This is a genomic window from Kitasatospora sp. NPDC058184 (assembly GCF_042883725.1).
In the GTDB taxonomy this organism is placed as follows: Bacteria; Actinomycetota; Actinomycetes; order Streptomycetales; family Streptomycetaceae; genus Kitasatospora.
Window position 1 is genome coordinate 215,797 of the sequence record NZ_JBHVVE010000003.1, and the last position, 25,761, is coordinate 241,557.

Sequence of the window (25,761 nt, forward strand, 5' to 3'; positions counted from 1 at the left end):
ACGTCCCGCGTCGGGGAGTGGCCGGCGGGCCCGGGCCGGTCAGTACTCGGAGCTGGGGGCCGGTGTGACCGGGCCGAGGTCCGGTGCGTCGCGCAACTCCACCGCCGTGCCGTGGCGTTCGAGTTCCAGGACGACCAGTTCGTTGGCGCCGGCCCGCCACAGTGGGGCGGGGGCGTAGAGGGTGCGCTGGGGGCCGGCGGCGCAGTGGCGGCCGAGCAGGAAGCCGTTGAGCCAGAGCAGTCCGCGGCCCCAGTGGGGCAGGGCGACGAACGCGTCGGCGGGGGAGGGGAGTTCGGCGGTGAAGCGGTGGAAGGCCGGCTCCCCGTCGCGTACCCCGGCGTCGGCGGTGAAGCGCAGGGCGGTCAGGTCGGTCAGCGGCAGGGGGCGGATCTGCCAGTCGAAGAGCCGTTGGTGGCCGTGCGAGACGCCGCGGGTGATGCCCTTGCGGTCGTCCATCTGCGGGCCGTAGTTCACCCGGCCCAGTGCCTCGACCAGGATGTCCAGCGCGACGCCGTCGGGCCCGGTGGCCAGCGGCAGGGTCGCGCCGGGGGAGTTGCGCTCCAGCGTTCCGAGCGGGCGGCCGTCCGCGAAGACCTGCGCCCGGTCGGCCAACCCGTCGATGCGCAGCGGCAGTTCGGGGCGCGGCCCGGGCACGCGGGTGCGGTAGTGGATCAGGCCGCGGTCCTGCCCGACCTGTTCCATCGGCAGCGGTGCGGCGTGCCGGCGCGGCCGCGACAGCGCGTCCAGGGCCTCGGCCAGGGGCGCCCGCCCGTGCGCGCGCTCCAGCCGCTGCGGCGCCACCCGGGGTACGGGGGCGGGCAGTTCGCCGTCCGGCAGGGGCAGGTAGCGGCCGATGACCTCGCGCAGGGCGTGGAACTTCTCGGTCAGCTCGCCGGCCTCGCCGATCGGCGCGTCGTAGTCGTAGCTGGTGACGGTCGGCTCGTAGCCGGCGTCCAGCGGGTGGGCGCCGGAGTGGTTGGCGCCGGACCACAGGCCGAAGCTGGTGCCGCCGTGCGCCATGTAGAGGCTGACGGAGGCGCCGGTGGCGAGGAGTTCGTCGAGCGAGGCGGCGGTCTCCTTGGGGTCGCGGACGTGGTGCGGCAGGCCCCACTGGTCGAACCAGCCGATCCAGAACTCCATGGCGGTCAGCGGGCCTTCGCCCTGGTGGCGGCGGAGCACCGCGAGGCGCTCGGGCGCGCGGGAGCCGAAGGTGGCGGTGGCGAGGTGGCCGGGGATGGCGCCGCCCTGCTGCATGGTGTCGTGGGCGCCGTCGGCGGTGAACAGCAGGCAGTCCACGCCGCGCCGCACCAGGCCGTCGCGCAGGTGGGCGAGGTAGGCGGCGTCGTCGCCGTAGCTGCCGTACTCGTTCTCCACCTGCACCGCCACCACCGGCCCGCCCCGGCTCGCCAGCAGCGGCAGCAGCTCGGGCGCCAGCGCGTCGAACCAGCCGTCCACCTCGGCCAGGTACGCCGGGTCCGCGCAGCGCAGCCGCAGCCCGTCCACCGCGAGCAGCCGGGCGGGCAGCCCGCCGAACTCCCACTCCGCGCAGATGTACGGGCCGGGGCGCAGGATCACGTCCAGGCCCAGGCCGCCGGCCAGCCGCACGAACCGGGCCATGTCCCGCCAGCCGGTGAAGTCCACCGTCCCGTCGGGCAGTTCGTGGAAGTTCCACGGGACGTAGGTGTCCACCGTGTTCACGCCCAGCGCCCGCACCCGCCGCAGCCGGTCCTCCCACAGCCGCGGGTGCACCCGGAAGTAGTGCACCGCCCCGGCCACCACCCGGTGCGGCACCCCGTCCCGCACGAACCCGTCCGCGTCGTACCCGAGCATGCGCACACCCCGCCTTCCCGCAGGACACCCCCGCGGGCCCCGGAGGCCCCGGAGACCCGGCACCGCCGAGCCTAGCGAGGAACGGGCCGCGCGGGCCGTCGGTGCTCAGGTGTCGTAGCAGCCGTTCCAGGGGGCGGAGAAGGCCAGGCCGTCCGGGTGGAGCTCCATCCAGACGCCGTCCTCCTCGTCCTCCTCTTCCTCGTCCACCTCCAGGACCAGGCCGAACAGGGCGCCCTCGAAGCGGACGTCGAAGGGCGCGATGGCGATGTCCTGGTAGCGCCGCCCCGGCAGGGCGTCCAGCCACTGCTCCAGCAGCCGCCGGGCCGCGGCGATCGCCTGCTGCTCGCCGTCCGCCGTCGTGCCGGTGAACTCGATGCGCGAGCCCAGGTGGCGGCCGGCCTCGTCGAAGCGGTGGAGGACGGCGTGCCAGCGCTTCTGCGGCTGCCAGTCGTCGCCGCTCCAGCCCTCGCGGAAGGCCGCGACGACGGTTGCGTAGAACTGGCCGCCCTCGCACCGCCCGATCGTGCGGGTGCGGTAGTCGGGCTGGTAGCCGATCGGGATGACCTTGGGAACGTTCACGGGCCGAACCCTAGCTCCCACCTGCGACAACGCGCGCCGACGAGGGCCGGGACGCCGGTGGCCTCGGGGTCAGCCGGTCGGCCGCACCACGGGAGGGAGCGTGATGACCGGGCCGATCGGCCGGCAGCCGTCGTACGTCATCGCCTGAAAGGGCGGGCAGTGGGCGTTCGTCGGCCCCGGCGCGGGTGGCGCGGGCAGCTCCGGCCTCGGCGGGACGGTCCAGTCGGGGGACGGCTTGGCGGCCGGTGCGGCCGGGGCCTTCGACCGGGCGGCCGGTGCGGCGGGCGGGGCCGGCGTGGTGGGCGCGGCCGGGGGCCGGGGGCGGGAGGTGGCCGGCTGGGCGGGCGGCTCCGTCCCGGCGTCCTGCGTCGCGGCGACCGGGACCACCGTCTCGGCGGGGTCGGGGTCGGTGCTTGCCGGGGCCGGGGCCGGGGCCTCCGCCGGGGCCTGCGCTGGAGCCGGAGCAGTGCTCTCCGCCGGGTCGCCGGGCGAGGGGGCGGCCGAGGCGCTCGCCGAAGGACTGGCCGAGGCGGCAGGGCTCGCCTGGCCGCCCGGCCCGGCCGAGGCGCCGCCCGGGGACGCGGCCAGCAGTGCCACGCCGATCCCGGCCGCCCCGAGGACGCACACCCCCGCCGCGATGCCCAGTGACCGCCGCCGACGGCGCGTCACCTCGCCGTCCGCTGCCACTGTCGAGCCGTCCCGCATCTGGACCCCGCCCTGTTCTTCCTGTGATCATGCCGCCGAACTGCGCGGATGCTAGCAGGCGCCGCGACGCGCAGCCGTAGCCGGGGGCGCGGGAGACCACGAGAGGGAACGACGGTGCACACATCCGACATCAGCAGGCTTCTGGAGCTCATGCCCCCGCCCGAGGGGGCCGGTGAATCCGGTGACTGGGCGGCGGTCGAGTCGGCGTGGGGTCTGCGGTTCCCGCGCGACTACGTCGAGTTCGTCGCGCGGTACGGGGCGGGGGAGATCGACCGGTCCCTCGCGGTGTTCGCCCCCGACGAGCTGATGCCGCCGGACGCCCCGCAGCCGGGCATGCGCGGCATGACGGAGGAGGCGCGCTGGCTCTTCGAGGAGGACGGCGAGCCCACCGGCGAGGTGCGCTCCGCCGGGCAGATCGTCGCCTGGGGGGCGTCCTGCGCCGCCGACACCCTGGGCTGGCTGACGGTCGGCGACGACCCCGACGCGTGGCCCGTCCTCGTCCTGGACCGCGACGGGGGCGCGCCCCGGGTCTTCGGCCCGGGCATGGTCGGGTTCCTCCACGGGGTGGTCTCGGGGGAGATCAGCCCGAGCCCCGTCGGCGCCGTCGTCACCTGGGGCGAGGAGCGGCCCCGCTTCGTCCACTGGCGGGCGGAGTAGCGGTCGGTCCGGTCCGGCCCGGAGTCGCGCGTCGTACGTCCGCTACCGCGGCGGCAGGCCGAGGGTGGGGAGGTGGTCGGCCATCAGGAGGGCGACGAGTTCGCGGCGGGAGCGGACGCCGGTCTTGTGGAGGATGGCGGTGACGTGCTGCTGGACGGTGGGCACGGTCAGGTGGAGCAGCGCGGCGATGTCCTTCGTACTGGCGCCGCGCACCGCGTGCAGGGCGACCTGCTGTTCGCGCGGGGACAGGCCGTGGGCGAGGATTGCCAGCGGCAGGCGCTGGACGGGGGAGGCCGGGGAGGCGACGACGGCGACGCCGCCGCGCCGGCCGTCCAGCGGGGAGGCGTGCAGGGACAGCCACTGGCCGTCGGGGGTGCACACCCGCACCTCGGCGGGGCCGCCGCGGCGGGCGGCCTGGCGGGCGACGGTGAGGAAGCCGCTGGGCACCCCGCCGGTGTGGGCGGTGGGTTCGGCCATCCGTCCGATCAGTTCGCGGGCCGCCGCGTCCGCCGAGCGCAGCCGCCCGTACCGGTCCAGGATGGCGACGGCCGGGGCGGGGAGGGGCGGCAGGGGGCGGGCGCCGCGCAGGGCGGCGAGGTGGGTGTCGCGCAGGGCGGCGCCGATCGGAGCGGCGACGCGTTCGGCCAGACGCAGGTTGGGCAGGTCGTAGCGGCCGCGGGCGCGGTCGCGCATGAACGCCGCGGAGCCCCAACGGCCGCCGCCCAGGTCGAAGTTGATCCGCAGCTCGTCGCCGTAGCCGCAGGGGTTGAGCAACTCCCGGTAGCGGACGCTGCGTTCGGGGCGGCCGTCGGTGGCCCGGTCGATGCTCTGCACCCGGTGGCCGGCGGTGCGGATCGCGGTGAAGGTGGTGGAGTCCTCGCCCTGGAGCTCCAGGTGCACGGCCTGCTCGAACTGGGAGGGGTCCAGGCCGTCGGCGACGGTGGAGGTGGGGAACCCGGTGACCGGGTCGTTGCCGTGCCAGCAGCCGCCGTCGAAGCCGAGCGGTTCCAGCAGCAGGGCGTGCAGCGCGCGGAACAGCTCGCCGGCGGGCGGCCTGGAGGCCGCCAACTCGCCTATGGAACCCAGGACTTCCCGCTCAACCTCACGTCGTTTGGCCACGGACGGAATCCTACGGAAGCAGGGTCTCCGTGTCCGGTGAACGGACGAGGAAGGACGGATACGGAGCGATGGGGAGAGGCGCCCGCCCCCGCCGGTGACCGGCGCCCCCGTCCGTCACCGGCCGCCGTGCTCGCGCCACCAGGCGACCGTGGCCCGCAGCTGCTCCTCCAGCGGCGTGGCGCGCACCGTGAACGCGGCCTCGTACGCGGAGCAGTCCACCGTGAACGGTCGGTCGAACTGGTAGCGCGTCTCCCGCAGTTCGCGCAGCAGCGGGGAGAACAGCCCCGCCACGGCCAGCGCCGCCGCGGGCAGGCGGCGCACCGGGACCGGGCCGCCGCCGGCCTCGGCGGCCAGCCGCTCGACCATCGCGCGCACCGACAGGGCAGGGGCGGTGGGCACGTGCCAGGCCCGGCCCCAGGCCCGCTCCTCGCCCGCGATTTCGGCCATCGCCCGGGCCACGTCCGGCAGGTAGGTCCAGCTGTGCGGGGCGTCCGGGTCGCCGAGCGTCGCGACCGGGCGGCCCTTGAGCAGGTTGGGCACCACCCGCGCGGCCAGGTGGCCGCCGTCGGTGACGCCGGGGCCGAAGAAGTCCGAGGCCCGTACCTCCACCGCCCGGATCCGCCCGGCCTCGTGCAGCGCCCGCGCCCGCTCCCAGGCCGCCGCCCGCACCCGCCCCTTGGGGCCGGTCGCGGCGAGCGGCAGGTTCTCGGTCAGCGCCCCCGCCGCCGGCCCGTAGCCGTACAGGTTGCCGAGCATGACCAGCACCGCGCCGCTCTCCTCGGCCGCCGCGCACAGCGAGGCGCTCAGCGCCGGCCAGAGCCGCGCCCACTGCGGCAGCGGCGGCGCGGCGCAGCCGTGGACGGCGGCGGCACCGCGGGCGGCCCGCGCCAGCGCCGCGGAGTCGCTCGCGTCCAGGGCGAGGTGCTCGACGCCGGGGACGGCCGGCCCGGCGGGACGTCCGGTACGGGTGGCGACCCGGACCTCGTGGCCCTGTTCGGCCAGCAGGCGGGCGGTGGCGGCCCCGGCGGGCCCGTGTCCGACGACCAGGTGGAAGCTCATCCGCCACACCCTAGTGGCGGCCCCGGACGGGCGGGGCGCGGGCGGGGCGCGGTGCGATATGCAGCCGGGTGGGGGGAATGGGTGATTCGGCAAATAATTGGTATGGCAGTCGTAAAAGTGGATCTATGCTGTTGGCGTTTCATGATCCTTCGTACAAAGCAGGTCTTGCTCAAGATGAAGCTGCCCCGGGTGTCCGCCGTCGTCGCGGCCGCCGTTCTGGCCCCCGCCGTCCTCTTCCCCACCACGGCCTCGGCCACCGACACCCCCAAGCCGACCGGCGTCTCCGGCCCCGACACCGGCTCCGACTCCGCCAAGGACACCGCGCCCCAGGACGCCGACGGCCAGGAGCAGCGCGACCGCGCCGAGGTCAAGCGCATCCTCGCCGACCCGAAGAGCGGCGTCGGCGTGCGCGAGGCGGCCGAGAAGGCCCTCAAGGGCGGCGCCGCCGAGCTGCGGCACTTCCTGGACGTCGAGCACGACGAGCAGACCAGGATCGACAACCAGGTCCGGGTCTCCCAGATCTACGCCATCGGCGGCCCGGCCGTGAAGGCGGCCGCCAAGGCCGCCCTCCGCGGCACCGACGAGGACATCACCGCGTTCCTGACCACCGGCCAGTACGTCGCCCGCGCCGAGGACGAGGACCGCGCCAAGGTCGAGGCCCTGGTGGCCGACCCCAAGACCGGCCCCGGCGTGCGCGAGGGTGCCGAGCAGGCCCTCAAGGGCGGCGCGGCCGACCTGCGGACCTTCCTGACGACCAAGCTGCCCAGGCTTCGCAGCGACGACAACCGGGTCAAGCTCAGCCAGCTCATGGACCAGGGCGGCCCGGCCGTGCGCGAGGCGGCCAACAAGGCGCTGGACGCCGGTACCAACGCGGCCGTCGACGCCTTCCTCAACGAGGGCTTCGCCAAGGCCCAGTTCGAGGACGACCGGGTCGAGGTGCTGCGCGTCATCGCCGACAAGGAGACCGGTCCGGTCACCGCCGCGGCCGCCCAGAAGGCCATGGACGGCAACGCCGAGGACGTGCGGCGCTTCCTGACCGTCGAGCTGCCGAACCTGCGCTTCAGCGACAACCGGCTGAAGGTCTCCCAGATCATCGAGACCGGCGGCCCCGCGGTGAAGAAGGCCGCCATGGCCGCCTACGAGGGCAGCTACGCGGACCTCCTGGCCTTCCTCAAGGACGGCTGGGCCAAGGCCCAGGCCGAGGACGCGGCAGCGGCGGCCAAGCAGGACAACGGCGCGGGCAACGGTACGGGGACGGGCGCGGGCACCGGTGGCACCGGGCAGCAGCCGCAGACCGTGCAGCCGGCCGGCCTCACCACCGGCACCGGTACCGGTACCACCACCACCGGCACCGGGACCACCACCGGGACCCGTACGGGCAGCGGCACCACCGGCAGCACCGGTTCCGGCGCGCTCGCCGCCACCGGCACCGACGGGCTCGGCTGGGAGGCCGGCGGCGCCGCCGCGGCCCTCGCCGCGGGAGCGGCGCTGGTCGTGGCCGCCCGCCGCCGCTCCACCGAGAGCTGACACCCGGGAGCTCCGGGAGCTGAATCCGGGAGCTGAAATCCGGAAGCGGAACCCGGGGGCTGACACCCCCTCGCGTCCCCGGCGGCCGCCCACCCGGGCGGCGGCCGGGGACGCGTCCGCGTTCAGGGGCCAGGGCCCTTCGACCTCCCCGCCCGGACGACGACGGCTCAGCAGCCGTCCCCGCCACCGTTCCCGCCGTTGTCCCCGCCGATGAAGCCCTCCTGGCGGCGCCGGCTGCGCTTTGTGCTGCGCAGCGCGTTGCCGGCGCCGAGGGTGAGGGCGGCGGCCACCCGGGCCCAGCGCGGCCCGCCGCGATCGGCCCACACCACGCAGCCGCACCCCGCGATCACCAGGACCAGAATCCCCACCAGAACCGCACCGATCATCACGGCGACCCGCCTTTCCTCGACGCCCTACTGCCTGGTAGGACGTGCGGACCGTCCCACCCGGTTCGGCCACGAGGCCGGACGCTGTGCCAGGATGCGGGTGCCGAACGGCCCAGGTCACCGTACCGGTCGTACGGGAACAAGTACCGACCGGCACCACGTGCCGGACCCACCCGTCAGCCGTACCCCGAGGAGTCACCCGTGGCCACTGCCCGGTTCGCCACCCTGCACACCACGGCGGGCCCGATCCGCCTGGAGCTGTTCCCGTTCCACGCGCCGAAGACGGTCCGCAACTTCGCCGAACTCGCCGAGGGCACCCGGGAGTACACCGACCCGCGCACCGGCGAGCCGGGCCAGGGCCCGTACTACGACGGCACGCTGTTCCACCGGGTGATCAAGGGCTTCATGATCCAGGGCGGTGACCCGACCGGCACCGGCACCGGCGGCCCGGGCTACGCCTTCGCGGACGAGTTCCACCCGGAGCTGTTCTTCACCAAGCCGTACCTGCTCGCGATGGCCAACGCCGGCCCGGGCACCAACGGCTCGCAGTTCTTCATCACGGTGGGCACCCCCGCCCACCTCAACCGCAAGCACACCATCTTCGGCCAGGTCGCCGACGCCGCCTCCAAGGTCGTGGTCGACGCGATCGCCGCCGCCCCGACCGAGGACGAGCGCCCGGTCGAGGACGTGGTGATCACCTCCGTGGAGATCGAGCAGTCCTGACCCGCCGCCCGCCGCCCGCCGTCCATCCTGCCCCGCCCGGGACACGGGCGGGGCAGGGCAGGGGAGTTGGCTTTCGGTGCCGGGGGCCACTACGCGGACCTGAGGTACCACTCCTGGGTTTCCTTCTCCGCGTACGGACGGAGGAGGGCCTTGTCGCTGCCGAATTGTGCGCCCCCGGTGAGGGCGAGGGAGAGGTGGGACCAGGGTGAGATCTCGACCTGGCCGGACCTCACGTAGTGCACGTCCCACCGCTGGTTCGGGTTGTTCCCGTCGCAGGCCTGGACGGTGACCGGGTCCAGGGTGTCGTTCGGGGCGGTCAGGCACGTGCCCGTCGCCCTGTTCCTGATGAACTGCTTCCCGTCGATCTTGTCCAGGTTCCACTGCTGGTGTTCGTTCCCGGGGTCGGGGGTGGAGACGACGGCCACGCCGCTGCCGTTGACGTCCAGGTCCATGGCCGGTTCGTTGGGCGGCGGGTAGATCCTGAACCGGTGCCACTGCCCGGTCTGCTGGGACGGCAGGGCCGTCGGCGGGGCGGCCGCCGCGGCTAGGCCGGGGGTGGTGCCCAGGAGCACGGCGGTGATGGCCGCGGTCGCGATGCGCTTGGCAGGGGACATGGTGGTCGCTCCCATGCGGGTCGTCCCTCGTGGGGTGTCCGGGAGGTGGGCGGGCTCCGCCGCGGATGGCGTCGGAGGTTCTGCGGGGCCGCCCCGGCCGTCGGGCCTCCGGGGCCCGGCGGGCACGGCGGTGCTTCGTACCCACCCGACCAGGCTAGCCAGATGTCGGGCCGCCCGCAGCTCCGTGGGAAAGCGCAGGTCAGGGCCGTGTGGGCGGAAACGCGAAGCCGCCGCCCGGCGAGGCGCGGGCGGCGGCACGTGGGGCGCGGGGTGTGTCAGGAGCAGCTGTTGAACGTCGCGCTGGTGTTGGCGATGTAGAGGGTGGCGCCGCCGTTGGGGTCGGAGGTGACCGGGATGGTGATGGTGTCGTCGGCGGTCCACGGGAAGCCCTGGGCGTCGAAGGTCCAGGTGCCGGTGACCTTGCGGGCGAGCTCGGCGAGCGTCACCCAGCCGTACTGCTGCTGCGGGACGGTGACGGTGACGGAGTTGTTGACGCTGCGCGAGCCGCTCCAGACGTTCTGGAAGCTGATGCCGGTCTTGACCGAGGCCTTGAACACTCCTTCGGCGCCGCCGCCGATGTCGCTGCCCAGCTCGGTGCCGATGGTGTTGGACCAGCCGCTGGTGTCGGTGACCGCGAAGGACTGCTGGACGGTGCTGCTGGTGTTGTTGAACCAGATCGCGGAGGCGCACACCCGCGGCAGCGGTGCGGCGGGGGCCTCGCTCTTCGTGGCCCAGGAGCAGGCGGAGATGTTCTTCTGGCACTGCTTGGCGGCGTGGTCGACGGCCAGGTTGCGGGCGGCCTGCGCGAAGCCGGTGGCCCACTGCTGGTTGGCGGTGCCGTTGCAGGCGTACTGGTCGGTCCAGGCGTCGTCGTAGTTGCCGCCGAGCAGCAGGTCCAGGCAGGTGTTGTCGCCGGCGTGGCGGATCATGAACGCGTCGCCGCCGCCGGGCGCGGGCTGGAGGAACCAGCGCTGGCTGGCCTGCCCGGCGCAGGTCTGCTGGCGCAGGGCCGGGGTGAGGAAGGCCAGGTCGATGCACTTGCCGGTGTCGTTGTTGACGATGGTGAAGGTGTAGTCCGAGGGGTCGACGTTCAGCCGCCAGGACTGGTGGTAGCCGGGGGCGGAGTTGGTGACGATGTAGGCGCCGTCGCCCATGTTGCCGTTCTGGACGTCGAGTTGGCGCCCGTTGCTGAGCGACTTGATGGTCAGGCACTGCTGCGGCGAGGCGCAGGCGGCGAGCGGGGCGGACGGCGCGGGCGCGGCGGCGCGGGCGGGGGCGGCGGCCAGGCCCAGGGCGGCGCAACAGGTCACCAGGAGGGCCGCGAGCAGGCGCAGCCAGGGCGCGGTGCGTCCGAGGGGCAGGGTGGGCAAGGGGTGTCCTTTCGTCGGGGGAGAGGGTGGGGAGAGGAGGTCAGAGGTCAGGAGGCGGCGGCGAAGGCCGCCTCCAGGCGCGGGACGTAGTCCACGAGGTCCTGCGCCCAGCAGCCCGCGGTGTGGCCGCCGTGGCAGTCGGCGCCCCAGCCGGTGCCGTCGCCGTAGTCGGTGAAGCGGTACGGCAGGCCGAGCGCGTCCAGGCGCTGCTTGAGGCGCTTGGCGGTGCCCTCGGCCCAGAACTCCATGTCGCCGGGGCTGTTGTTGCCGTTGCCGGTGTAGACGGCGATGCCGGTGTGGTCGAGCACGGCGGCGCGCGCGACGGGGTCGGCGGCGTTCCAGCGCCAGTCGGCGTTGAACACCGGGTACGGGCTGCCGAAGATCGCGTCGCTGGAGACGGTGGGGCCGAAGTCCAGGCCGCAGGGGTGGCCGTCGCTGGGGCCGCAGAGCACGGTGCCGGCGTTGACCAGGGTGGCGACCACGGCACCGCGGATGATCATCTCGTCGGTGGACAGGTCGTTGGCGCCGGACATGGTGAGGACCTGGCCGAACAGGTCGGGGCGGTCCTGGGCGTAGTGCAGGGCGCCGAAGCCGCCCATGGACAGCCCGCCGACGGCCCGGTGGGCGCGGTCGGTGCGGGTGCGCAGGTTGGCGTCGACGAACGGGAGGACCTGGGTGAGGTGGAAGGTCTCCCAGTTCTGCGCGCCGGCGGCGGTGCCCTGGTCGAGCCAGTCGGCGTACCAGCCGCGCAGGCCGCCGTCCGGGATGACGGTGATCATCGACTGGGCGGCGGTCAGCGCGGGGTAGGCCAGCGCCGGGTCGCTCGGGTTGTCCGAGGCGCCGTGCAGGAAGTACAGCACCGGGTAGCGCTTGTCCGGCCGGGACGCGTAGTCGGCGGGCAGCAGGATGCGGATGGTGTGCGGTCCGGCGACCTGCGGGGTGGTGACGGTGATGACGAAGTTGGTGGCGCTGCCGGTGGGGGTGCCGACCTGGGTGAGGCCGAAGCCGTCGGTCAGCGGTGGCGGCGCGTCGGCCCCTGCCCCGGCCCGTACGGAGGCGGTTGCCGAGGCGGACGCGGGTGCGGCGGGTGCGGCGAGCGGGAGCAGGCAGGCGGCCAGGGCGGCGAGAGCCGCGCGGGCGCGCCGGAGCCGGGCAGGGGGCATGGGCGTCCTCGGCCTTCCGTCGTGTCTTCCGTCGTGTGACTGATCGCCGTCAACTCTTGCCAGGGGCCCCGCCCGGACGCCAGAGCCCCCGGTGGCGCACCTGGGCCACCGGCGCATGTGCGCCGCCGCTGCGGGTAGGCTCCCCCGGCTCCGCCCGGGGCGGGTACGGGGGGCGGGGCGCACCGTGACATTGGGGGGTGTCGTGCACGACGTACTGGAACCGGACTCCGAACGCGGCCGCGTCTACCACTGCCTGGTCGGCCGGCCGCGCGCCCGCGTACCCGAACTGGCACGGGAGGCGGGCCTGGACGAGGAGGCCGTCCTCGCCGTGCTCCGCGACCTCGCCGACGAGGGCGTCGCGGTGGCCTTCGACACCACCGACAGCGCCGACGACCGCGACCACGCCTGGGAGGCGCTGCCGCCCGCCCGGGTGGTCGAGGCGGTGCTGCAGCACGACGCGCTGCGCCAGGCCGCCGCCCGCCGGGCCGGCGCCGAACTGGAACGGCTCTACCGCTTCGCCCGCCGCGACACCGGCAGCTACGGCGCGCTGGAGGTCGTCGACGACCCGACCGAGGTGCTGGCCGCCAGCCACCGCCTCCAACTCGCCGCCCGTCACCAGGTGCGGGTCATCGACGTGCCGCCGTACTCCGGCAGCCGCGCCCACTACCTCGACCAGGAGGTGCTGCAACGCCGCCGGATGGCCGCGGGCGTCGTCTACCGCGCCATCTACCAGGGGTGCGCGTTCCAGGACCCGGTGGCCGGGCCCAACATGGCCCGGATGATCGAGGCGGGCGAGCAGGCGCGGACACTGGACGAGCCGCCGCTCAAACTCGCCATCGGGGACGACGACCTGGCCATCGTCACGCTGCGCGCCGACGACGGACCGGGCGTCGTCTCGCTGCTGATCCGGCCGTCCGGGCTGCTGAACGCGCTGAGCGCGGTCTTCGAGACGCTGTGGCGCCTGGCCGTACCCGCCTCCATGGCCGGCGTCGACCCGCGCATCGACGAACGCGACCGGCGGATCCTCACGTTGATGGCCGGAGGGGCCACGGACGACGCGATCGCCCGCCGGCTGGGGCTGGGGCGGCGCACGGTGGTGCGGCGGGTCTCGACCCTGCTGGCGCACCTGGGGGCCACCACCCGTTTCCAGGCGGGGGTGCAGGCCGCGCGGAGGGGGTGGCTGTAGGCGGGGGCGGCTTCCTGGTGCGGTGCGTTGGTGTGGAGGGGAGGGAGTGGGAAGTCGGATCGGCCGACTTCTGGTGCGGGCCGCGTGGAGGGGTTGTCTGTAGGCGGGGCGCCGGCCTGACGTCTGACGCGGCGCGTCGGCGGGGAGGGGCGCGAGAAGTCGGATCGGCCGACTTCTCGCGGTGCGCGGCGACGCGGCCGTCGTCGAAGTGGAGCGGGGAGTGGACGGGTCGGTGCTGAGGCGGCGGTCCGGGCTGGGGGCCGGCCGGGTCTCAGCGCCGGACGTGGCCGATCACGTGGGCTGCTGGGTGGGGTTCGCCCAGCTGATCCTGATCTCGCGGTCGCCGGCAGGGATGACGAGGACGGGTTCGTCGGCGAGGTCGCGGATGATGTCGCGCCGGGCACAGGGGCCGGTGAGGCGGCGCTCCAGGGCGTAGTGCTGGAAGCGGGACATCGGGCGGTAGCGGACCGAGTCCCAGAGCCGGCGCAGGAGGTCGTCGCTGAGGGTGTGGACGGCGGGCGGCTGGTGGTCCGGGATCTCCACGAGGACGTCGTGATCGGCCCTCACGCGGCCACCTCCGACCAGACGATCTTGCCGGTGTGCTCGCGCGGGGAGCAACCCGTGCGGGTCGACAGGCACTTGACGAGGTGGAGGCCGCGTCCGGCCTCGCCGTCGAGGGTGAGGGCGCGCAGGACCGGTTCGCGGTTCCGCCGGGCGTCGTGCACCTCGATGCGGAGGCGGGCGGGGTCGAGGTCGAGGGCGAGGTAGATGCGGTGGCCGGGCGGCGTCCCGTGGACGAGGGCGTTGGTGACGAGCTCCGAGACGATCAGGAGCCCGGAGTCGCGGTACGACTCACCGGCGGGGGTGGAGGCGAGGAGCGAGGCGAGGAGGGAGCGCCCCTCGCCGGGGGAGCGGCGGCTGCGCGGCAGCCAGGTGGTGGAGGAGTGGCAGGACATGGCGAATCCACCTTCCAGGTGCGGAGTTTGAAGCCATGTGGAGGCATAGGGATGCCCGGCAGCAGGTCAGGATCAGTCACTCAAGAGACCCGAAGGACTACTCCCTGTAGCATGCTCTGCAATGGCTTCATTGTGCAAGCGCGCCATCACGCAATTGCGCGGAGTCGCAAGATTCTTGTGACCGCCAAGGGAGGTGGCAGACTGTGACCCGACGTCAACCAAGAGGGAGCGACGAGCGTGGACAGTCCAACCGTGCTGCGCCGTAGGCTCGGCTCCGAGCTGCGACGATTGCGCGAACGGACCGGGCGTCAGGCCAAGTCCGTTGCGGACGAACTCGGCTTCAGTGCAACCAAGGTGTCGCGGATCGAGTCGGGTCAGACGACCCTGAAGGAATCAGACATTCGCGCGATGCTCGAACTGTACGGCGTCAGCGACGAGGCCGAGTTGCGGCAGTTCATCTCGCTGACCCGCCGCAGCACGCAGCGCGGCTGGTGGCACGACTACGCGGACACCCTGCCGGACTGGTTCCAGACCTACGTGGGCCTTGAGGCCGACGCCGCGCGGATTCGCTCCTATGAGTCCGAGTTGATTCCTGGGCTGTTTCAGACCGCCGACTACGCACGCGAGGTATTTCGGGCCTTCCGGTCGGAGCGGAACGGTGACCAAGCCATCGAACGGCGGGTGAAGCTCAGGCTGCAACGCCAAGAGCTCGTCCGGAGTCCAGAACCACTAGCCGTTCACGCTGTGCTCTCCGAGGCCGTCCTTCGACGCGTGGTCGGGGGCGCTCACGTCATGACGGAGCAGGTCGGCCACCTGGTTACGACTTCGCAATTGCCCAACATCACCATCCAGGTGCTTCCGTTCAGCGTGGGTGCTCACGCGGCGATGGGGACGAATTTCCGCATACTTTCCTTCTCGGACGTGCCGGGCGAGGTCGTTTACTGCGAGTCGGTCAGCAGCAGCCTCTACATCGAGAAGGAGGCCGACATCCTTCGGCATGAGACTGTCTTCAACCAGCTAACGTCGTTGGCGATGACTCCGGAGGACTCCGTCTCCTGGATGCAGAAGCTGATGACAGAAGGGTACGGAGTATGAACTGGCACAAGAGCAGCTACAGCAATCCCTCTGGCGGCGACTGCGTCGAGGTGGCCGATGGCGTCACCGGCGTGGTTCCGGTGCGGGACAGCAAGGATCCTCACGGGCCGGCTCTCGCTTTCACCGCTGAGGCGTGGCAGTCCTTCGTTGCGGGCGTCCAGGCCGGCGACTTTCCGGCCGGTTCCTGAAGCGTTTCTTGCCGGGCGGCCCTGCGGAGCACGCAGGGCCGCCCGGTCTGCTTGATGCGCTGGGCCAACGTGAGGGCCCTCGGAGTGCCTCGACCTCGCAGCGGGGGCGGGCTGAAAACCTGAAGCCTCCACCCCTCCGCGCGACTACTGTGCTGCCGGGTAGGCCGCCCCGACCGCTGGAGGCTGATTCGTGCTGACCGATTCGCACCCGCCGTAGGTACCTCTGGAGAGCCCGGAGGGCCCTACGGAGGCCCCTGATGTCCCGAACCGTCCGCACGACTCCCCGACAACTCCGCGTCGAAGAAGGCGCATCGCACTCCATGTCTTTGTACGACCTGCGCTACACCCGCGCCGAACTGGCCCGGGCCGCCCGTGAAGGCCGCCGCCCCGCCCCCAAGAAGACGCGCCGCCGGATCACCTCCTGGCAGTGGCAGGTGCTCGACTGCAGGACGGGGTACTTCTCCACCGAGATGGCCACGGCCGAAGGCCGGGCCCGCCTCCGGGGCCGGCTCGACGCCCAGCGGATCCGTGGACTGCACCGCGCCGGCCACGACCTCGCCGGCGCGGACATCCCCCCGGTCCACCACCGCCACGACGCACTCTGGCACGCCTGGTAGACGCGCGAAGTCCCCCTGCCTCCTTGCCGGGCGGCCCCGCGCGTCACGCGGGGCCGCCCGGTTGAACGGCGCGCTGGGGGTTTTCGTCCTGCTCGACATGGTGAGGAGTGGTCCGGCGGGTCGGCTGAGCAGGCGTTTCATCAGGAGATGAAACGCCTGACAACGCAGCCTCGGGCGCGGGATGCTGATGTCGCGTCAACTCCGTGCACACGAATGCGTAAGCCGCGTGACAGGAGAGGTGGCCATGGGCCTAGAGTTCTTCGGAATCGACCCCGAGACCAACGAGGAAGGCTCGCCCACCGTCTGGGTGGACGTGGCTCGGCGTCGGCTCGTGATCCAGGGTGACACCGTCACCGGGGCCGTGCTCGCGGAGGTCGGCGAGACCGAGTGGGTTGCCGGTCACAAGGCCGGCGTGCCTGCCCACGAGTCCGTGATCAGCATCCCCGAGCGGATGATCCCCTTCATCAGGAAGGCTTGCGATGCCATCGAACGTGCCGGACTTCAGGACCCTGCTCCGGGAGGCGAAGAAGTCGGCCGTGCATCTGGAGATGCGTGACCAGTACGGTGTCGCGGACGAAGCCGATCAGTTCGCCGCGTGGAAGGCCGGGCACCGGTACTCCCTGGAGAACCGGGCCGAGTGGTGGCATCCGTTCCACGACTTCGTCGTGGAGACGATTGCCCGTGGCGTGACGATCCGGCGGGCCCGGATCGTGTCGGAGCCCGTCACCGAGTACATCCGCTACGAGCACTCCCACACGTTCACCAACATCGCGGCCGGTGAGCAGATCCGATGGCTGCCCCGGCGCCGGGCGCTGGACCTCGCGTTGCCCGGGGCCGACTTCTGGTTGTTCGACAGCAGGATCGTGCGGTTCAACCTGTTCACGGGCGACGGTGAGTGGGCCGATCCCCGGAACGTGATGACCGAGGACCCCGCCACCGCCGAACTGTGCACGAAGGCCTTCGAAGCCGTGTGGGAACGGGGGGTGCCCCACGAGGACTTCGAGGTCTGAGCCGGCACCGAACCACCGGGTGGACAGCACATGTCATCGTCGCCTTCGTCCAGCGTCGTCGCAGCGCGAAAGGCCGTCGCCGACCAGCTGGTCGAGATCCGCAAGGACGCCGGACTCACGGGAAGCGGGCTGTCCGCCCTGTGCGGTTGGCACCCCGCCAAGACCTCCCGCATCCAGTCCGGCAAGGCCGCCCCGTCGGAAGGCGACATCAGGGCCTGGTGCGTCGCCTGCGGGGCCGGCGACCGGATCCCCGACCTGATCGCGGCATCCCGCGCAGCCGACTCGATGTACCAGGAGTGGAGGCGCCGGAACAGTTCCGGCATGAGGCTCGCCCAGGAGAAGGTCCTCGGCGACTACGAGCGTACGAGGCTCTTCCGGATCTACGTGTCGAACGTACTTCCCGGCTTCTTCCAGACCACCGGGTACGCGACGGCGCTCATGCAGTCCATCACCGATTTCCAGGGCACCCCGAACGACGTCGCGACGGCCGTACCGGCGCGTCTGGCGCGGGCGCAGCTCATGTACACGGGGGCGCGCCGGTTCGCGGTCCTCATCGAGGAATGGGTGTTGCGCACCAGGATCGGCAGCGCCGAGGACATGGCCGCCCAGCTCCGCCATCTGCTCACCTTGATGTCGCTGCCGTCCGTCTCCGTCGGGATCATCCCGGTCGGCGGCCCGCGCGCCGTCTGGCCCCTTGAGGCCTTCTACCTGTTCGATGACCAGCGGGTGGCGGTGGAGACGCTGACGGCGAAGGTGAACGTGCTCCAGCCCAGAGAGATCACGGACTACATCCGGGCCTTCATGGGACTGTCCGGCATGGCCGTGTACGGGACGCAGGCCAGGGCACTGATCGCCGACGCCGTCGCCTCGTTGGAGTGACGGCCCGCAATAAGGCGCAAGCTCGTTGAGTGCGCTGTGCCGGGGCTCCTACGGTCTATGACGCACCCCCGCCGCCGGCCGGCGCTCTCTCACCACCTCACCCATCGCACCATCCCGACCCGAGGGAGGCGCACCATGACCGCATTGACGCTGAAGTCCCCGAACACGGTGCTCGCCAACGCCGTTGACGACGCCGTGGACGTCCTGCGGCCGCGCATCGTGGACTGCGACATCGAGCGCATCGGCTTCTCGGTGGGCACGCAGATCAACGGGAACCCGCACCTGGGAACCCACCTCGTCCAGAGCCTCGCCTTCCTCCTGGCGGAGCGGGCCCGGGACGAATTCGGCGTCGACACCGTGGTCGACTTCTGCGCGCTCGACAACTCCCCGGCGGAGACGGCCGGTTTCGACGGCCGGCGCTACCAGCGGGCCTACGCCCATGCCCTGGGCGCCGACGAGATCTCATCGCTCGTCGCCCGGCACTACCGGCCGCTGTTCGACGCCTGCCGCGCCCGGACGAACGTGCCGTACACGGTCACCACCTACACCCGGCAGCAGGACGCCCCGGCGTTCCGGGCCGAGTTCCTGCGGACGCTGGAACTCCTGGACGCGGTCGGCGCCTGGCTGTCGCCGAACAGCGGCAGTGCCCAAATCCGGCTGCCCTGCCCGGCGTGCGGCTGGGCGGAGAAGCACGCCGAGCGGACGCGGCTGCTGGAACTGGACGAGGCCGGCGGCCTGTTCGAGGCGTTCTGCTTCGAGCACGGCCGCTACGAAGCCGACATCACGCCGCTGGGCGGCGGCTACCTCGACCTCGCCACGCTGTACCGCAACGTCGTCAAGGAACGCTCCTACCGGCCCGACGACCGGACCTTGCACGTCATGGTCAAGGGTGGTGACTGGGCCTTCGGCTGCCAACTCGTCGACGGCGCGCACGCCGTCCTCGGCCTGCCGCCCGGCCCCCTGCCGGTCCGGATCTTCACCCCCCAGATCCTCGGCAGCGACGGCGGCAAACTCTCCAAGAGCCTGCTGCGCTAAGCCGCCGAAGCGGGACTCGCCCAGGACGACACCACCCCCGCGTGGCTGCTCGACCCCTCGGCCTGGCCCGGCACCCAGGAGGACTACGTCGAAGCGCTGACGGGTCTCGGCGAACTCGTGCTGAGCGACCCCAGGCACTTCTTCCGCTCCTACACCACGACCGCATTGGAAACACTGATGAGCACCCGCCGACCCGACACGCTCGACTCCCGGGCGAAGCGCCCCCGCACCATGCCGATCTACCGGCAGTACTTCGACCTGATCGCCAGCGGCGAGAAGACGGTCGAGGTCCGCGTCGCCTACGAGTCGATGAAGCGGATCAAGCCGGGAGACCTGATCAACTTCACCTGCCGCGAGTCGAGTTGCCTGACCCGGGTCACCCGGATCGGGACGTACCGCACCTTCAAGGAGATGTTCGGCACCGAGCGCGTGGAGGCGGTCAACCCGCACGCCACCGAGGCCGAACAGCTCGAAGCGATCCACGCCATCTTCCCGCCCCACAAGGAGGCGTTGGGCGTGCTCACCTTCGAGATCGAGAGGGTGCACGCCGAATGAGCCCGGCCCGCCGCAAGGTCCTGGTGATCTGCAAGGGAAACCACTGCCGGTCCCCGATCGCCGCACTGATCATCGCCGAGCGCGCGGGAGGCAAGCTCCTCGTCCGCTCGGCGGGCACCGAGAACTGGCACGTCGGCAAGCCCGCCCACCCCCTCATGATCGAGGCCGCCGCCGGCTTCGGCTACGACCTGACCGCGCACCGCGGCGTCCTCCTCGACCGGCAGCAGATCGACTGGGCGGACGACTTGCTCGCCGTGGACGGGAAGACCGCCGACACCGTCCAGGCCCTCGTCGGCCCCGACCGCGCGGTGCGAGTCCTCGGTTCGGGCATCGCGGACCCGTGGGGCGGCGAACCGGAGGGCTTCGCCAGGGCGGTCGCGGAGATCCAGGATGCCGCAAGGCCGTTCTACGCAGCCTGATCGGCTTGGCGCGCGGCGGGACGGCAACGCCCTCACGGGCCGGTTCTCGGCTTTCCCCCGAGGCGTGGCGGTCCTTCGTCGCCGGTGTCCGGGCGGGCGAGTTCCCGGCCGGTTCCTGAAGCGCTTCTTGCCGGGCGGCCCTGCGGAGTGCGCAGGGCCGCCCGGTCTGCCGTGGTGTGCGTAGGAAGTCGGCGGGTCCGACTTCCTGTGCGCCCGTCGCCGGTATCTCGGTTGGGGCTCAACTTGTCCGGGTTGACGCTGACTTGACGTTGCCGCGCCTACCATCGAGCCGTGCTGAAGCGATGGGGGAGCCAGGTGCGCCGGCATCCGGTGCTGGGGGCGGTCGGGGTCGCGGTCGTCTGGCAGGCGGTGATCGTGGTGGTGGCGAAGGTGCTGCCGCCGTTGGAGCCCGGGTGGTTCCCGCAGTTGGGGCCGACCGTGGTCAACCTGGCGGGCGCGGCGGTGGTGTTGGTGCTGCTCCGGGCCTGGGGGCTGCTGGCGACCGGCGGGGTGACGGGCCTCGGGGTGATGGCGCGCTGGCCGGTGCTGCTGCCGCTGGTCGTGGTGGCGGGGCTGGCGGCGCTGCCCGGGATCGAGGGCGGGACGGCGACCCTGGTGGGCGGGGTGGTGCTGATGCTCGCCATCGGGGTCAGCGAGGAACTGAGCAGCCGGGCACTGGTGTTGGAGGTCGCGCGGCCGCTCGGCCCGGTGCGCGCGGTGGTGCTGACGGCGGTGCTGTTCGGGGTCGGGCACCTCGGCAACTGGCTGTTCTTCGGCGCGCCCCTGGGCAACACGCTGTGGCAGGTCCTGGAGGCCGGCGCGTTTGGCTTCTGCCTGTGCGGGGCGCGCCTGTACATCGGGAGCGTCTGGCCGCTGGTGCTGGTGCACGCGCTGTCCGACTACCTGGAGATCTACTCGCCGGGGAAGACGGCCGACTGGCTGCAGGCACTGGGCCTGGCCGTCGACCTGGGGCTCGGGATCGGGCTGCTCCTGCTGCTCCGGGCCCGTACGGCTCCCGCTCCGGCCGCTTCCTGAAGCGCTCATCCGCCCCCGGGGACGCGAGCGATTCGTTCAAGACGCGGCCCCAACCGCCCGACCACACTGGCCGGATGACACCGACCGACACCTTCACCCCCGCCGCCGGGCGCCTCGCCCTCGGGCTCTACGACCCGATCGTCTCGCTCACCCGCGAACGCCTGTGGCGCAGCCTGCTCGCCATGCACGCCGCCCCGCGCCCCGGTGACGTCATCGTCGACGTCGGCTGCGGCACCGGGTCCTTCGCCGTCCTGCTGGGCCGCGCCGAACCGCAGGCCACCGTCGTCGGCGTCGACCCCGACCCCGCCGTGCTGCGCCTGGCCCGCCGCAAGGCCGCCGCGGCCGGGATCGAACCCGACTTCCGTACCGGCATGGGCGACACGGTGGACGAGGTCGTCGGCGCCGGGACCGCCGACACCGTCGTCTCCAGCCTCGTCCTGCACCAGTGCCCCCTCCCGATGAAGCAGGCCGTCCTCGCCGCCATGCACCGCACGCTGCGCCCCGGCGGGAAGCTGGTGATCGCCGACTACGGGCGGCAGCGCACGGCGGCCATGCGGCTGGCCTTCCGGATCGTCCAGTTCGCCGACGGCAAGGAGGACACCCAGCCGAACGCCGACGGCATCCTGCCCCGGCTGATCGCCGAGGCCGGCTTCGAGGGGGTACGCGAGGTGGACACCGTCGCGACGGTGACCGGCTCGATGTCCTTCTACACCGCGCGCCGCCCGGCCTGAACCGCCGTTCCGCGCAGGGCGGGCAGCACCTGCGAGGGTGTCAGCCCCGTCAACTCCCGCATCCAACGGGTGAGATGGGCCTGGTCGGCGAACCCTCCCGCGAGCGCCGCCTGTGCCAGGGAGCACCCCTCGCCGAGGGCCAGTGCCGCCCGGGACAGCCGCTGCCAGCTGCGCCAGCGCGCCAGCGGCACCCCCAACTGTCGCCGTGCCAGGGCCCGCAGGCGTTGCGGGGACAGTCCGACGCGCGCGGCCAGGCCCTCCAGCGGCTCCCGGCCGTCGGCGGCCAGTGCCGCCATCGCCGCGCGCAGCCGAGGGTCCAGCCCGGTGGCGGGCAGCCCGCCACCGGGCCGGACGTCCCGCTCGGTCAGGCCCCGCCACTGCGGGGCGATGGCGACCCCCGGTGCGCAGCCCGCGCGCAGCCGGTCGGCGAAGGCGCAGTGCGGGTCGACGTAGAAGGTCAGCACCTCCCGGGTCGGGGCCATCCGGTGGCGCACCATCGGCGCCACCACGAGCGCGGGCCCGCGGTGGCGCCGCCCGGTGTCGTCGTCGATGGCCACCGTGCGGGCGGCGGCCGCGACGGCGACCTGGAAGGTGGCGTGCCGGTGGAAGGCGCTGTCCGCCAACGGCCCCTGGTAGAGGGCGTATCCGGGGCCGACGGCGAACCGCGGGGCCCCGGCCCCGGCGGCCCCGGCCGCCGGCCCGCCTCCCGCGCCGGGCCGGGCCGGGTCGGCGCGAGCCGCGCCGGGCCGGCCGAACGGCACCCCGCGGCCGTCCGGGTCCGGCCCGCCGACCGGGCACTCCTCGCCGCACACCTGTCCGTCCACGGTCCAACGGTAGGCGCAGCCGTCCGCCCTCGGGCCCGGACCGCCGCCCGGTCCGGTCCGTGCGGCCACGGGGACGTCAGGAAGCGAGGTGCTCCAGGGTGAACACGGCCACCCGGTCGGAGTACTGGGCGATGGCCGAGCCGGCGCTGCCGGACGGGTCGCCGAGGGCCGCGTAGAAGCCGCTGTGCCCGAGTTTGAGGATCACCTTGCTGGTGTTGCCGGGGTCGGGGTACAGGAAGTGGAAGATCTGGTTGCCGTAGATCCAGCCCTGGCAGTCGAAGAGGTTGAGATTGGCGCCCTCGCCGCCGGTGGCGCCGTCGTTCGGGTTCTGCTTCCACACGCCGAGGCAGTCGCCCTCGTTCTGCCGGCTGCGGAAGATGAACGACTGGTTGTCGGAGTTGTAGTGGCAGAGCTTCCACTGCTGGTTGTAGGCGCCGGTGTCGGGGTTCTGGATGGCCTGTCCCCAGGCGCTGTACTGGTTGCGCTCGACGAGTTGGTTGAAGGGCGTCCTGATCCGGTAGTAGCCGTCGTCGCAGACGTAGCCGTGCCACTCGCTGGAGGCCAGGCCCTGGGTGGCGGCCGAGGCGGGGGCGGCGAGCAGGGTCAGGCCGGACAGCGAGGCGAGGGCGGTGGCGCCGAGGGCGCGCAGCGCGGCGCCCCGGCGGGTGGTGGTGCGGTGCGGGTTCGTCACGGGATCTCCAAGGGCTGTCGGGTCGGCGGGACGGTCAGCAGCTGCTGATGAGGAGTTGGGCGGCGCGGCGTACGGTGCCGGCGGCCTCGGCGGGCGCGCAGCGGACCGAGCCGATCTCCGGGGACTCGTAGGTGGTGAAGGTCCCGGGGGACGGCGAGGTGGTGACCCAGATGCCGGTGTTGGGGCCGCCGGTCTGGGCGCAGATGCGGTTGACGTACTGGCCGGTGACGACCCGGGTGCCGCGGTAGAGGCCGTAGCGGCCGGGATCGACGAGGTCCCAGGTGTCGCTGACGGTGGTGCTGGTGGTGCTGGAGGTGGTCTTCTGTACCGAGAAGCCGACCTTCACCTCGACCTTGAGGAACAGCGCGCTCGCGGTGGCGGTGATCTCGGTCTTGTTGTCGACGGTGGTGGTCGCCGAGTTGACCCGGGTCAGGATGTCGCTGTGGTGCCCGGTGCTCCCCGGGGCGACGTTGTAGATCAGGAAGTCGGTGACGAGCGGGGTGACCTGTACGTTGACGGGCTCGGCCGTGGTGCGGTCCACGGCCGGGTTGCAGAGGGTCGGGAGGGTGTCGGCGTGGGCGGCCGGCGCCGCGCCGAGGCTCAGCAGCCCGACGGCGAGGGCGGTGGTGGCGGAGGCGGCGAGGGTGCGGCGCCGGCGGGTCCTGCGGGCGATGGTCATCCGTGCTCCTGGAGCGGTCGTGGAAGGTGAGGGGGGAGGGTGTGCACGCGGCGAAGCCCGGGCGCGCACCCCGTGGAGAGACGGTGGAGAGTCTCGCGGGCGCGCGCCGGTCGCCAGTAGTGGCTGATGCCATGAACCGGCCGGGCGGTGTCACGGTCGGTTTATGACAACTGTCATGATCTATTGGCTGGTTCGGCTACAGACAGGGCCCGGCGACGGCCTCTACGCTGGCCGGACATGAGCACCTCATTCGCGGTGGCCGGTGTGGTCGATCCGGGTCGGCTGGGCCTCCTCACCCGCCGGACGTTGCTCGCCCTGGGGCCCCTGTGGCTGCTGCTGGCCGCGAACGACGTCGTCTTCAACCTGGACCCGGTGCGTACGGCGCTGACGGCCCCGGTGATCGTCGCCGTCCTGGTCCAGCACACCCGGCTCGTCCGCCGGGCGGTGCCGCCTCGCGCCATGGGTCGGGAGCCCGGTGCCGGCCCGCCGGAGGGACAGGGGTACGGCCCCCGCCGCCCCTCCGCGGCCGAGTGGCGGTGGAGCCTCGCGCTGCTGGCCGTGGCGGTCGCCACCTGGGGCGAGATGGCGGACCGTCCGTACACCGCGCTCGACTGGGCGATGGTGCCCGGGGCCATGACGGCGGCCCTGGCCCTGTCCCTGCCGGCCCGGGCGCGGCGCCGGCTGCTGACGGCGGTCGCACTGGTCTGCGCGGTGCTGGGCGAGGCCGTGGCGCAGTGGCGCCACGAGACCCCCGGCCTCCTGCCCGGGGTGCCGGCGGCGACCGGCGCCGGGATGCTGCTGTTCGTCGCCGCGGTGGAGCTGGTCCTGCTCCGGCTGTGGCGGGCGGTGCTGGAGGCCGAGCAGGTCCGCGAAGCCACGGCCGGTCTGGCCGTGGCGGAGGAGCGGATGCGCTTCGCCGCGGACCTGCACGACCTCCAGGGCCACCGGCTCCAGGCCATCACGCTCAAGGGGGAGTTGGCCGAGCGGCTGGTCGGCCGCAGCGACCACGAGGCGCGCGCCCAGCTCCGGGAGATCACCGAACTGGCGCGCGCCGCCCTGGAGGAGTCCCGGGCCGTGGTCCACGGCTACCGGAGCGCCAGCCTGGGCACCGAACTGGCCAACGCCGTGGGGCTCCTGGAGGCCGCCGGGATCCGAACCGCCGTCGACGGCGACGCCGAACGCGTCCCGCACCAGCTCCAGCCGGCCTTCGCCGCCCTGGTCCGCGAGGGCGTCACCAACATCCTGCGCCACAGCCGCGCCCGGCACTGCCGGATCACCGTCACCGCGGACGCGGGCCGGGTCCGCGTCCTGCTGTGCAACGACGGCGCCCCGGCGCACCCCGCCACCGACCGCGGCAGTGGTAACGGCAGCGGCCTGGCCGGGCTGCGGGAACGCTTCCACGCCATCGGCGGGCACGTCGGCACCACCACCCACCCCGACGGCCGCTTCGAACTGGCCGGCCACACCGACCGGGAGGCCCCCGCGTGATCCGCATCCTGCTCGCCGAGGACGAGGACCTCACCCGCGGCGCCCTCGCGGCGCTCCTCGACCTCGAACCCGACCTGACCGTCACCGCCCAGGCCTGCGACGGCCCCGCGGCCGTCCGGGCCGCCGCCGACCACCCGGTCGACATCGCCCTGCTGGACCTGGAGATGCCCCACCTGGACGGCGTCGGCGCCGCCCAGGCCATCCGCCGCCGCCACCCCGTCCCCGTCGTCCTCGTCACCCGCCACGCCCGGCCCGGCGTACTGCGCCGGGCACTGGCGGCGGGCATCCAGGGCTTCGTGCCCAAGACCACCCCCGCCACCCGACTGGCCGACATCCTGCGCGACGTCCACGGCGGCGGCCGCTACATCGACCACCGGCTCGCCACCCACGCCCTCACCGAGACGCCCTGCCCGCTGACCCCGCGCGAACTGGACGTGCTGCGCGCCGTCCACCGGGGCCAGCCGATCAGCGCGCTGGCCGAGCAGCACCACCTCGCACCCGGCACCGTCCGCAACTACCTCTCGGGGGCCATCACCAAGCTCGCCGTGCGCACCCGCCACGAGGCGGCGCGGCGGGCCTGGGAGGAAGGGTGGATCTGACGGCACCGGTCCGGCCCCCCTGAACCGGCGGGGCGGAAGTAG

Annotated in this window: 31 protein-coding genes; 17 read left to right on the forward strand and 14 right to left on the reverse strand. The window is 73.1% G+C overall.

All coding sequences use genetic code 11. The features are described from left to right. Positions 1-39: 39 nt before the first annotated feature. The 3 genes from ACFVXH_RS07310 to ACFVXH_RS07320 form a co-directional block, all read right to left on the reverse strand. Complete coding sequence (locus ACFVXH_RS07310; protein ID WP_387821112.1) at positions 40-1,830, reverse strand: beta-galactosidase family protein; 1,791 nt, start codon at positions 1,828-1,830, stop codon at positions 40-42. 105 nt (positions 1,831-1,935) lie between these two features. Further along, the gene (locus ACFVXH_RS07315; RefSeq protein ID WP_387821115.1) at positions 1,936-2,409 is read right to left on the reverse strand and encodes a hypothetical protein; all 474 of its coding nucleotides are present in this window, start codon (positions 2,407-2,409) and stop codon (positions 1,936-1,938) included. Between the two features lie 69 nt (positions 2,410-2,478). Continuing rightward, the gene (locus ACFVXH_RS07320) at positions 2,479-3,078 is read right to left on the reverse strand and encodes a hypothetical protein (RefSeq protein ID WP_387821117.1); all 600 of its coding nucleotides are present in this window, start codon (positions 3,076-3,078) and stop codon (positions 2,479-2,481) included. Positions 3,079-3,228: 150 nt separating this feature from the next. On the opposite strand from ACFVXH_RS07320, the gene ACFVXH_RS07325 reads away from it, so the two are divergent. Next, on the forward strand, positions 3,229-3,771 hold the full coding sequence (locus tag ACFVXH_RS07325) for an SMI1/KNR4 family protein (RefSeq protein WP_387821120.1): 543 nt from the start codon (positions 3,229-3,231) through the stop codon (positions 3,769-3,771). A 42-nt stretch (positions 3,772-3,813) separates the two neighbouring features. Here the strand turns inward: ACFVXH_RS07325 and ACFVXH_RS07330 are convergent, their stop codons facing one another. Together ACFVXH_RS07330 and ACFVXH_RS07335 are read right to left on the reverse strand one after the other, a co-directional pair. Then, positions 3,814-4,890, reverse strand: coding sequence for a LuxR C-terminal-related transcriptional regulator (locus ACFVXH_RS07330; protein ID WP_387821123.1), 1,077 nt, complete (start codon positions 4,888-4,890; stop codon positions 3,814-3,816). Positions 4,891-5,004: 114 nt separating this feature from the next. Then, positions 5,005-5,949, reverse strand: a complete 945-nt coding sequence (locus ACFVXH_RS07335; protein ID WP_387821126.1) for an NAD-dependent epimerase/dehydratase family protein — start codon at positions 5,947-5,949, stop codon at positions 5,005-5,007. A gap of 174 nt (positions 5,950-6,123) precedes the next feature. Between ACFVXH_RS07335 and ACFVXH_RS07340 the strand changes: the two genes are divergently transcribed. Next, complete coding sequence (locus ACFVXH_RS07340) at positions 6,124-7,476, forward strand: ALF repeat-containing protein (protein ID WP_387821649.1); 1,353 nt, start codon at positions 6,124-6,126, stop codon at positions 7,474-7,476. A 167-nt stretch (positions 7,477-7,643) separates the two neighbouring features. On the opposite strand, the gene ACFVXH_RS07345 is transcribed toward ACFVXH_RS07340, so the two are convergent. Then, positions 7,644-7,844 carry a hypothetical protein gene (locus tag ACFVXH_RS07345; protein ID WP_387821129.1) on the reverse strand — a complete coding sequence of 67 codons (201 nt, stop codon included), beginning with the start codon at positions 7,842-7,844 and terminating at the stop codon, positions 7,644-7,646. A gap of 219 nt (positions 7,845-8,063) precedes the next feature. On the opposite strand from ACFVXH_RS07345, the gene ACFVXH_RS07350 reads away from it, so the two are divergent. After that, positions 8,064-8,585 (forward strand): peptidylprolyl isomerase, encoded by a 522-nt coding sequence (locus ACFVXH_RS07350; RefSeq protein WP_387821132.1) that lies wholly within the window; start codon positions 8,064-8,066, stop codon positions 8,583-8,585. Positions 8,586-8,674: 89 nt separating this feature from the next. Here ACFVXH_RS07350 and ACFVXH_RS07355 read toward each other — a convergent pair whose 3' ends face one another. The 3 genes from ACFVXH_RS07355 to ACFVXH_RS07365 all read right to left on the reverse strand — a co-directional run bounded on the left by ACFVXH_RS07355 (position 8,675) and on the right by ACFVXH_RS07365 (position 11,732). Continuing rightward, a complete protein-coding gene (locus ACFVXH_RS07355) occupies positions 8,675-9,214 on the reverse strand; it encodes an RICIN domain-containing protein (RefSeq protein ID WP_387821135.1) in 540 nt (179 codons plus the stop codon). Between the two features lie 260 nt (positions 9,215-9,474). Beyond that, the gene (locus ACFVXH_RS07360) at positions 9,475-10,569 is read right to left on the reverse strand and encodes an RICIN domain-containing protein (RefSeq protein WP_387821138.1); all 1,095 of its coding nucleotides are present in this window, start codon (positions 10,567-10,569) and stop codon (positions 9,475-9,477) included. A gap of 47 nt (positions 10,570-10,616) precedes the next feature. Next, positions 10,617-11,732 (reverse strand): alpha/beta hydrolase, encoded by a 1,116-nt coding sequence (locus ACFVXH_RS07365; protein WP_387821141.1) that lies wholly within the window; start codon positions 11,730-11,732, stop codon positions 10,617-10,619. A gap of 202 nt (positions 11,733-11,934) precedes the next feature. On the opposite strand from ACFVXH_RS07365, the gene ACFVXH_RS07370 reads away from it, so the two are divergent. Continuing rightward, positions 11,935-12,918, forward strand: coding sequence for a helix-turn-helix transcriptional regulator (locus ACFVXH_RS07370; RefSeq protein WP_074001041.1), 984 nt, complete (start codon positions 11,935-11,937; stop codon positions 12,916-12,918). A 291-nt stretch (positions 12,919-13,209) separates the two neighbouring features. Here the strand turns inward: ACFVXH_RS07370 and ACFVXH_RS07375 are convergent, their stop codons facing one another. Together ACFVXH_RS07375 and ACFVXH_RS07380 are read right to left on the reverse strand one after the other, a co-directional pair. Further along, positions 13,210-13,485, reverse strand: coding sequence for a hypothetical protein (locus ACFVXH_RS07375; protein WP_380781285.1), 276 nt, complete (start codon positions 13,483-13,485; stop codon positions 13,210-13,212). Beyond that, positions 13,482-13,874: an ATP-binding protein gene (locus ACFVXH_RS07380; protein ID WP_380781284.1), complete on the reverse strand. Its 393-nt coding sequence runs from the start codon at positions 13,872-13,874 to the stop codon at positions 13,482-13,484. The genes ACFVXH_RS07375 and ACFVXH_RS07380 overlap by 4 nt, the downstream gene beginning before the upstream one ends. A gap of 237 nt (positions 13,875-14,111) precedes the next feature. On the opposite strand from ACFVXH_RS07380, the gene ACFVXH_RS07385 reads away from it, so the two are divergent. The 11 genes from ACFVXH_RS07385 (at position 14,112) to ACFVXH_RS07435 (ending at position 21,438) form a co-directional block, all read left to right on the forward strand. After that, positions 14,112-14,969 (forward strand): helix-turn-helix domain-containing protein, encoded by an 858-nt coding sequence (locus tag ACFVXH_RS07385; protein ID WP_375876274.1) that lies wholly within the window; start codon positions 14,112-14,114, stop codon positions 14,967-14,969. Continuing rightward, on the forward strand, positions 14,966-15,157 hold the full coding sequence (locus ACFVXH_RS07390) for a DUF397 domain-containing protein (protein WP_074001038.1): 192 nt from the start codon (positions 14,966-14,968) through the stop codon (positions 15,155-15,157). Before ACFVXH_RS07385 ends, ACFVXH_RS07390 begins: the two co-directional genes overlap by 4 nt. Positions 15,158-15,477: 320 nt before the next feature. Then, entirely contained in the window at positions 15,478-15,774 is a 297-nt protein-coding gene (locus tag ACFVXH_RS07395; RefSeq protein ID WP_380781282.1) for a hypothetical protein, read from the forward strand. Positions 15,775-16,018: 244 nt separating this feature from the next. After that, the gene (locus ACFVXH_RS07400; protein WP_387821148.1) at positions 16,019-16,330 is read left to right on the forward strand and encodes a hypothetical protein; all 312 of its coding nucleotides are present in this window, start codon (positions 16,019-16,021) and stop codon (positions 16,328-16,330) included. Next, a complete protein-coding gene (locus ACFVXH_RS07405; RefSeq protein ID WP_387821151.1) occupies positions 16,254-16,784 on the forward strand; it encodes a DUF6879 family protein in 531 nt (176 codons plus the stop codon). The genes ACFVXH_RS07400 and ACFVXH_RS07405 overlap by 77 nt, the downstream gene beginning before the upstream one ends. 30 nt (positions 16,785-16,814) lie before the next feature. After that, positions 16,815-17,663: a helix-turn-helix domain-containing protein gene (locus ACFVXH_RS07410; protein ID WP_387821154.1), complete on the forward strand. Its 849-nt coding sequence runs from the start codon at positions 16,815-16,817 to the stop codon at positions 17,661-17,663. 135 nt (positions 17,664-17,798) lie between these two features. Further along, on the forward strand, positions 17,799-18,698 hold the full coding sequence (locus tag ACFVXH_RS07415) for a hypothetical protein (protein WP_387821157.1): 900 nt from the start codon (positions 17,799-17,801) through the stop codon (positions 18,696-18,698). Between the two features lie 177 nt (positions 18,699-18,875). Continuing rightward, the gene (locus ACFVXH_RS07420; RefSeq protein WP_387821160.1) at positions 18,876-19,253 is read left to right on the forward strand and encodes an ASCH domain-containing protein; all 378 of its coding nucleotides are present in this window, start codon (positions 18,876-18,878) and stop codon (positions 19,251-19,253) included. Continuing rightward, a complete protein-coding gene (locus tag ACFVXH_RS07425; RefSeq protein WP_387821163.1) occupies positions 19,250-19,672 on the forward strand; it encodes a low molecular weight phosphotyrosine protein phosphatase in 423 nt (140 codons plus the stop codon). The genes ACFVXH_RS07420 and ACFVXH_RS07425 overlap by 4 nt, the downstream gene beginning before the upstream one ends. Before the next feature lie 291 nt (positions 19,673-19,963). Continuing rightward, on the forward strand, positions 19,964-20,707 hold the full coding sequence (locus ACFVXH_RS07430) for a CPBP family intramembrane glutamic endopeptidase (RefSeq protein WP_387821165.1): 744 nt from the start codon (positions 19,964-19,966) through the stop codon (positions 20,705-20,707). A gap of 74 nt (positions 20,708-20,781) precedes the next feature. Beyond that, entirely contained in the window at positions 20,782-21,438 is a 657-nt protein-coding gene (locus ACFVXH_RS07435; RefSeq protein ID WP_387821168.1) for a class I SAM-dependent methyltransferase, read from the forward strand. On the opposite strand, the gene ACFVXH_RS07440 is transcribed toward ACFVXH_RS07435, so the two are convergent. The 3 genes from ACFVXH_RS07440 to ACFVXH_RS07450 form a co-directional block, all read right to left on the reverse strand. Then, positions 21,414-22,262 carry a helix-turn-helix domain-containing protein gene (locus ACFVXH_RS07440; protein WP_387821171.1) on the reverse strand — a complete coding sequence of 283 codons (849 nt, stop codon included), beginning with the start codon at positions 22,260-22,262 and terminating at the stop codon, positions 21,414-21,416. The genes ACFVXH_RS07435 and ACFVXH_RS07440 overlap by 25 nt on opposite strands. Before the next feature lie 76 nt (positions 22,263-22,338). After that, complete coding sequence (locus ACFVXH_RS07445; protein ID WP_074005294.1) at positions 22,339-22,953, reverse strand: RICIN domain-containing protein; 615 nt, start codon at positions 22,951-22,953, stop codon at positions 22,339-22,341. Between the two features lie 34 nt (positions 22,954-22,987). Continuing rightward, positions 22,988-23,632 carry a hypothetical protein gene (locus ACFVXH_RS07450; protein ID WP_074005295.1) on the reverse strand — a complete coding sequence of 215 codons (645 nt, stop codon included), beginning with the start codon at positions 23,630-23,632 and terminating at the stop codon, positions 22,988-22,990. Between the two features lie 237 nt (positions 23,633-23,869). On the opposite strand from ACFVXH_RS07450, the gene ACFVXH_RS07455 reads away from it, so the two are divergent. After that, the gene (locus ACFVXH_RS07455; RefSeq protein WP_387821176.1) at positions 23,870-25,120 is read left to right on the forward strand and encodes a sensor histidine kinase; all 1,251 of its coding nucleotides are present in this window, start codon (positions 23,870-23,872) and stop codon (positions 25,118-25,120) included. After that, on the forward strand, positions 25,117-25,719 hold the full coding sequence (locus tag ACFVXH_RS07460; protein ID WP_074005297.1) for a DNA-binding response regulator: 603 nt from the start codon (positions 25,117-25,119) through the stop codon (positions 25,717-25,719). The genes ACFVXH_RS07455 and ACFVXH_RS07460 overlap by 4 nt, the downstream gene beginning before the upstream one ends. Positions 25,720-25,761 lie beyond the last annotated feature (42 nt).

Excerpts from the sequence above, each read along its gene's own strand:
- ACFVXH_RS07355 (WP_387821135.1), bottom strand. The coding sequence starts at position 9,214 with ATGGGAGCGACCACCATGTCCCCTGCCAAGCGCATCGCGACCGCGGCC.
- ACFVXH_RS07415 (WP_387821157.1), top strand. The coding sequence starts at position 17,799 with ATGACCGCATTGACGCTGAAGTCCCCGAACACGGTGCTCGCCAACGCC.
- ACFVXH_RS07390 (WP_074001038.1), top strand. The coding sequence starts at position 14,966 with ATGAACTGGCACAAGAGCAGCTACAGCAATCCCTCTGGCGGCGACTGC.
- ACFVXH_RS07340 (WP_387821649.1), top strand. The coding sequence starts at position 6,124 with ATGAAGCTGCCCCGGGTGTCCGCCGTCGTCGCGGCCGCCGTTCTGGCC.
- ACFVXH_RS07395 (WP_380781282.1), top strand. The coding sequence starts at position 15,478 with ATGTCTTTGTACGACCTGCGCTACACCCGCGCCGAACTGGCCCGGGCC.
- ACFVXH_RS07400 (WP_387821148.1), top strand. The coding sequence starts at position 16,019 with ATGGGCCTAGAGTTCTTCGGAATCGACCCCGAGACCAACGAGGAAGGC.
- ACFVXH_RS07420 (WP_387821160.1), top strand. The coding sequence starts at position 18,876 with ATGAGCACCCGCCGACCCGACACGCTCGACTCCCGGGCGAAGCGCCCC.
- ACFVXH_RS07405 (WP_387821151.1), top strand. The coding sequence starts at position 16,254 with ATGCCATCGAACGTGCCGGACTTCAGGACCCTGCTCCGGGAGGCGAAG.
- ACFVXH_RS07425 (WP_387821163.1), top strand. The coding sequence starts at position 19,250 with ATGAGCCCGGCCCGCCGCAAGGTCCTGGTGATCTGCAAGGGAAACCAC.
- ACFVXH_RS07435 (WP_387821168.1), top strand. The coding sequence starts at position 20,782 with ATGACACCGACCGACACCTTCACCCCCGCCGCCGGGCGCCTCGCCCTC.
- ACFVXH_RS07410 (WP_387821154.1), top strand. The coding sequence starts at position 16,815 with ATGTCATCGTCGCCTTCGTCCAGCGTCGTCGCAGCGCGAAAGGCCGTC.
- ACFVXH_RS07380 (WP_380781284.1), bottom strand. The coding sequence starts at position 13,874 with ATGTCCTGCCACTCCTCCACCACCTGGCTGCCGCGCAGCCGCCGCTCC.
- ACFVXH_RS07310 (WP_387821112.1), bottom strand. The coding sequence starts at position 1,830 with ATGCTCGGGTACGACGCGGACGGGTTCGTGCGGGACGGGGTGCCGCAC.
- ACFVXH_RS07365 (WP_387821141.1), bottom strand. The coding sequence starts at position 11,732 with ATGCCCCCTGCCCGGCTCCGGCGCGCCCGCGCGGCTCTCGCCGCCCTG.
- ACFVXH_RS07450 (WP_074005295.1), bottom strand. The coding sequence starts at position 23,632 with ATGACCATCGCCCGCAGGACCCGCCGGCGCCGCACCCTCGCCGCCTCC.
- ACFVXH_RS07455 (WP_387821176.1), top strand. The coding sequence starts at position 23,870 with ATGAGCACCTCATTCGCGGTGGCCGGTGTGGTCGATCCGGGTCGGCTG.
- ACFVXH_RS07335 (WP_387821126.1), bottom strand. The coding sequence starts at position 5,949 with ATGAGCTTCCACCTGGTCGTCGGACACGGGCCCGCCGGGGCCGCCACC.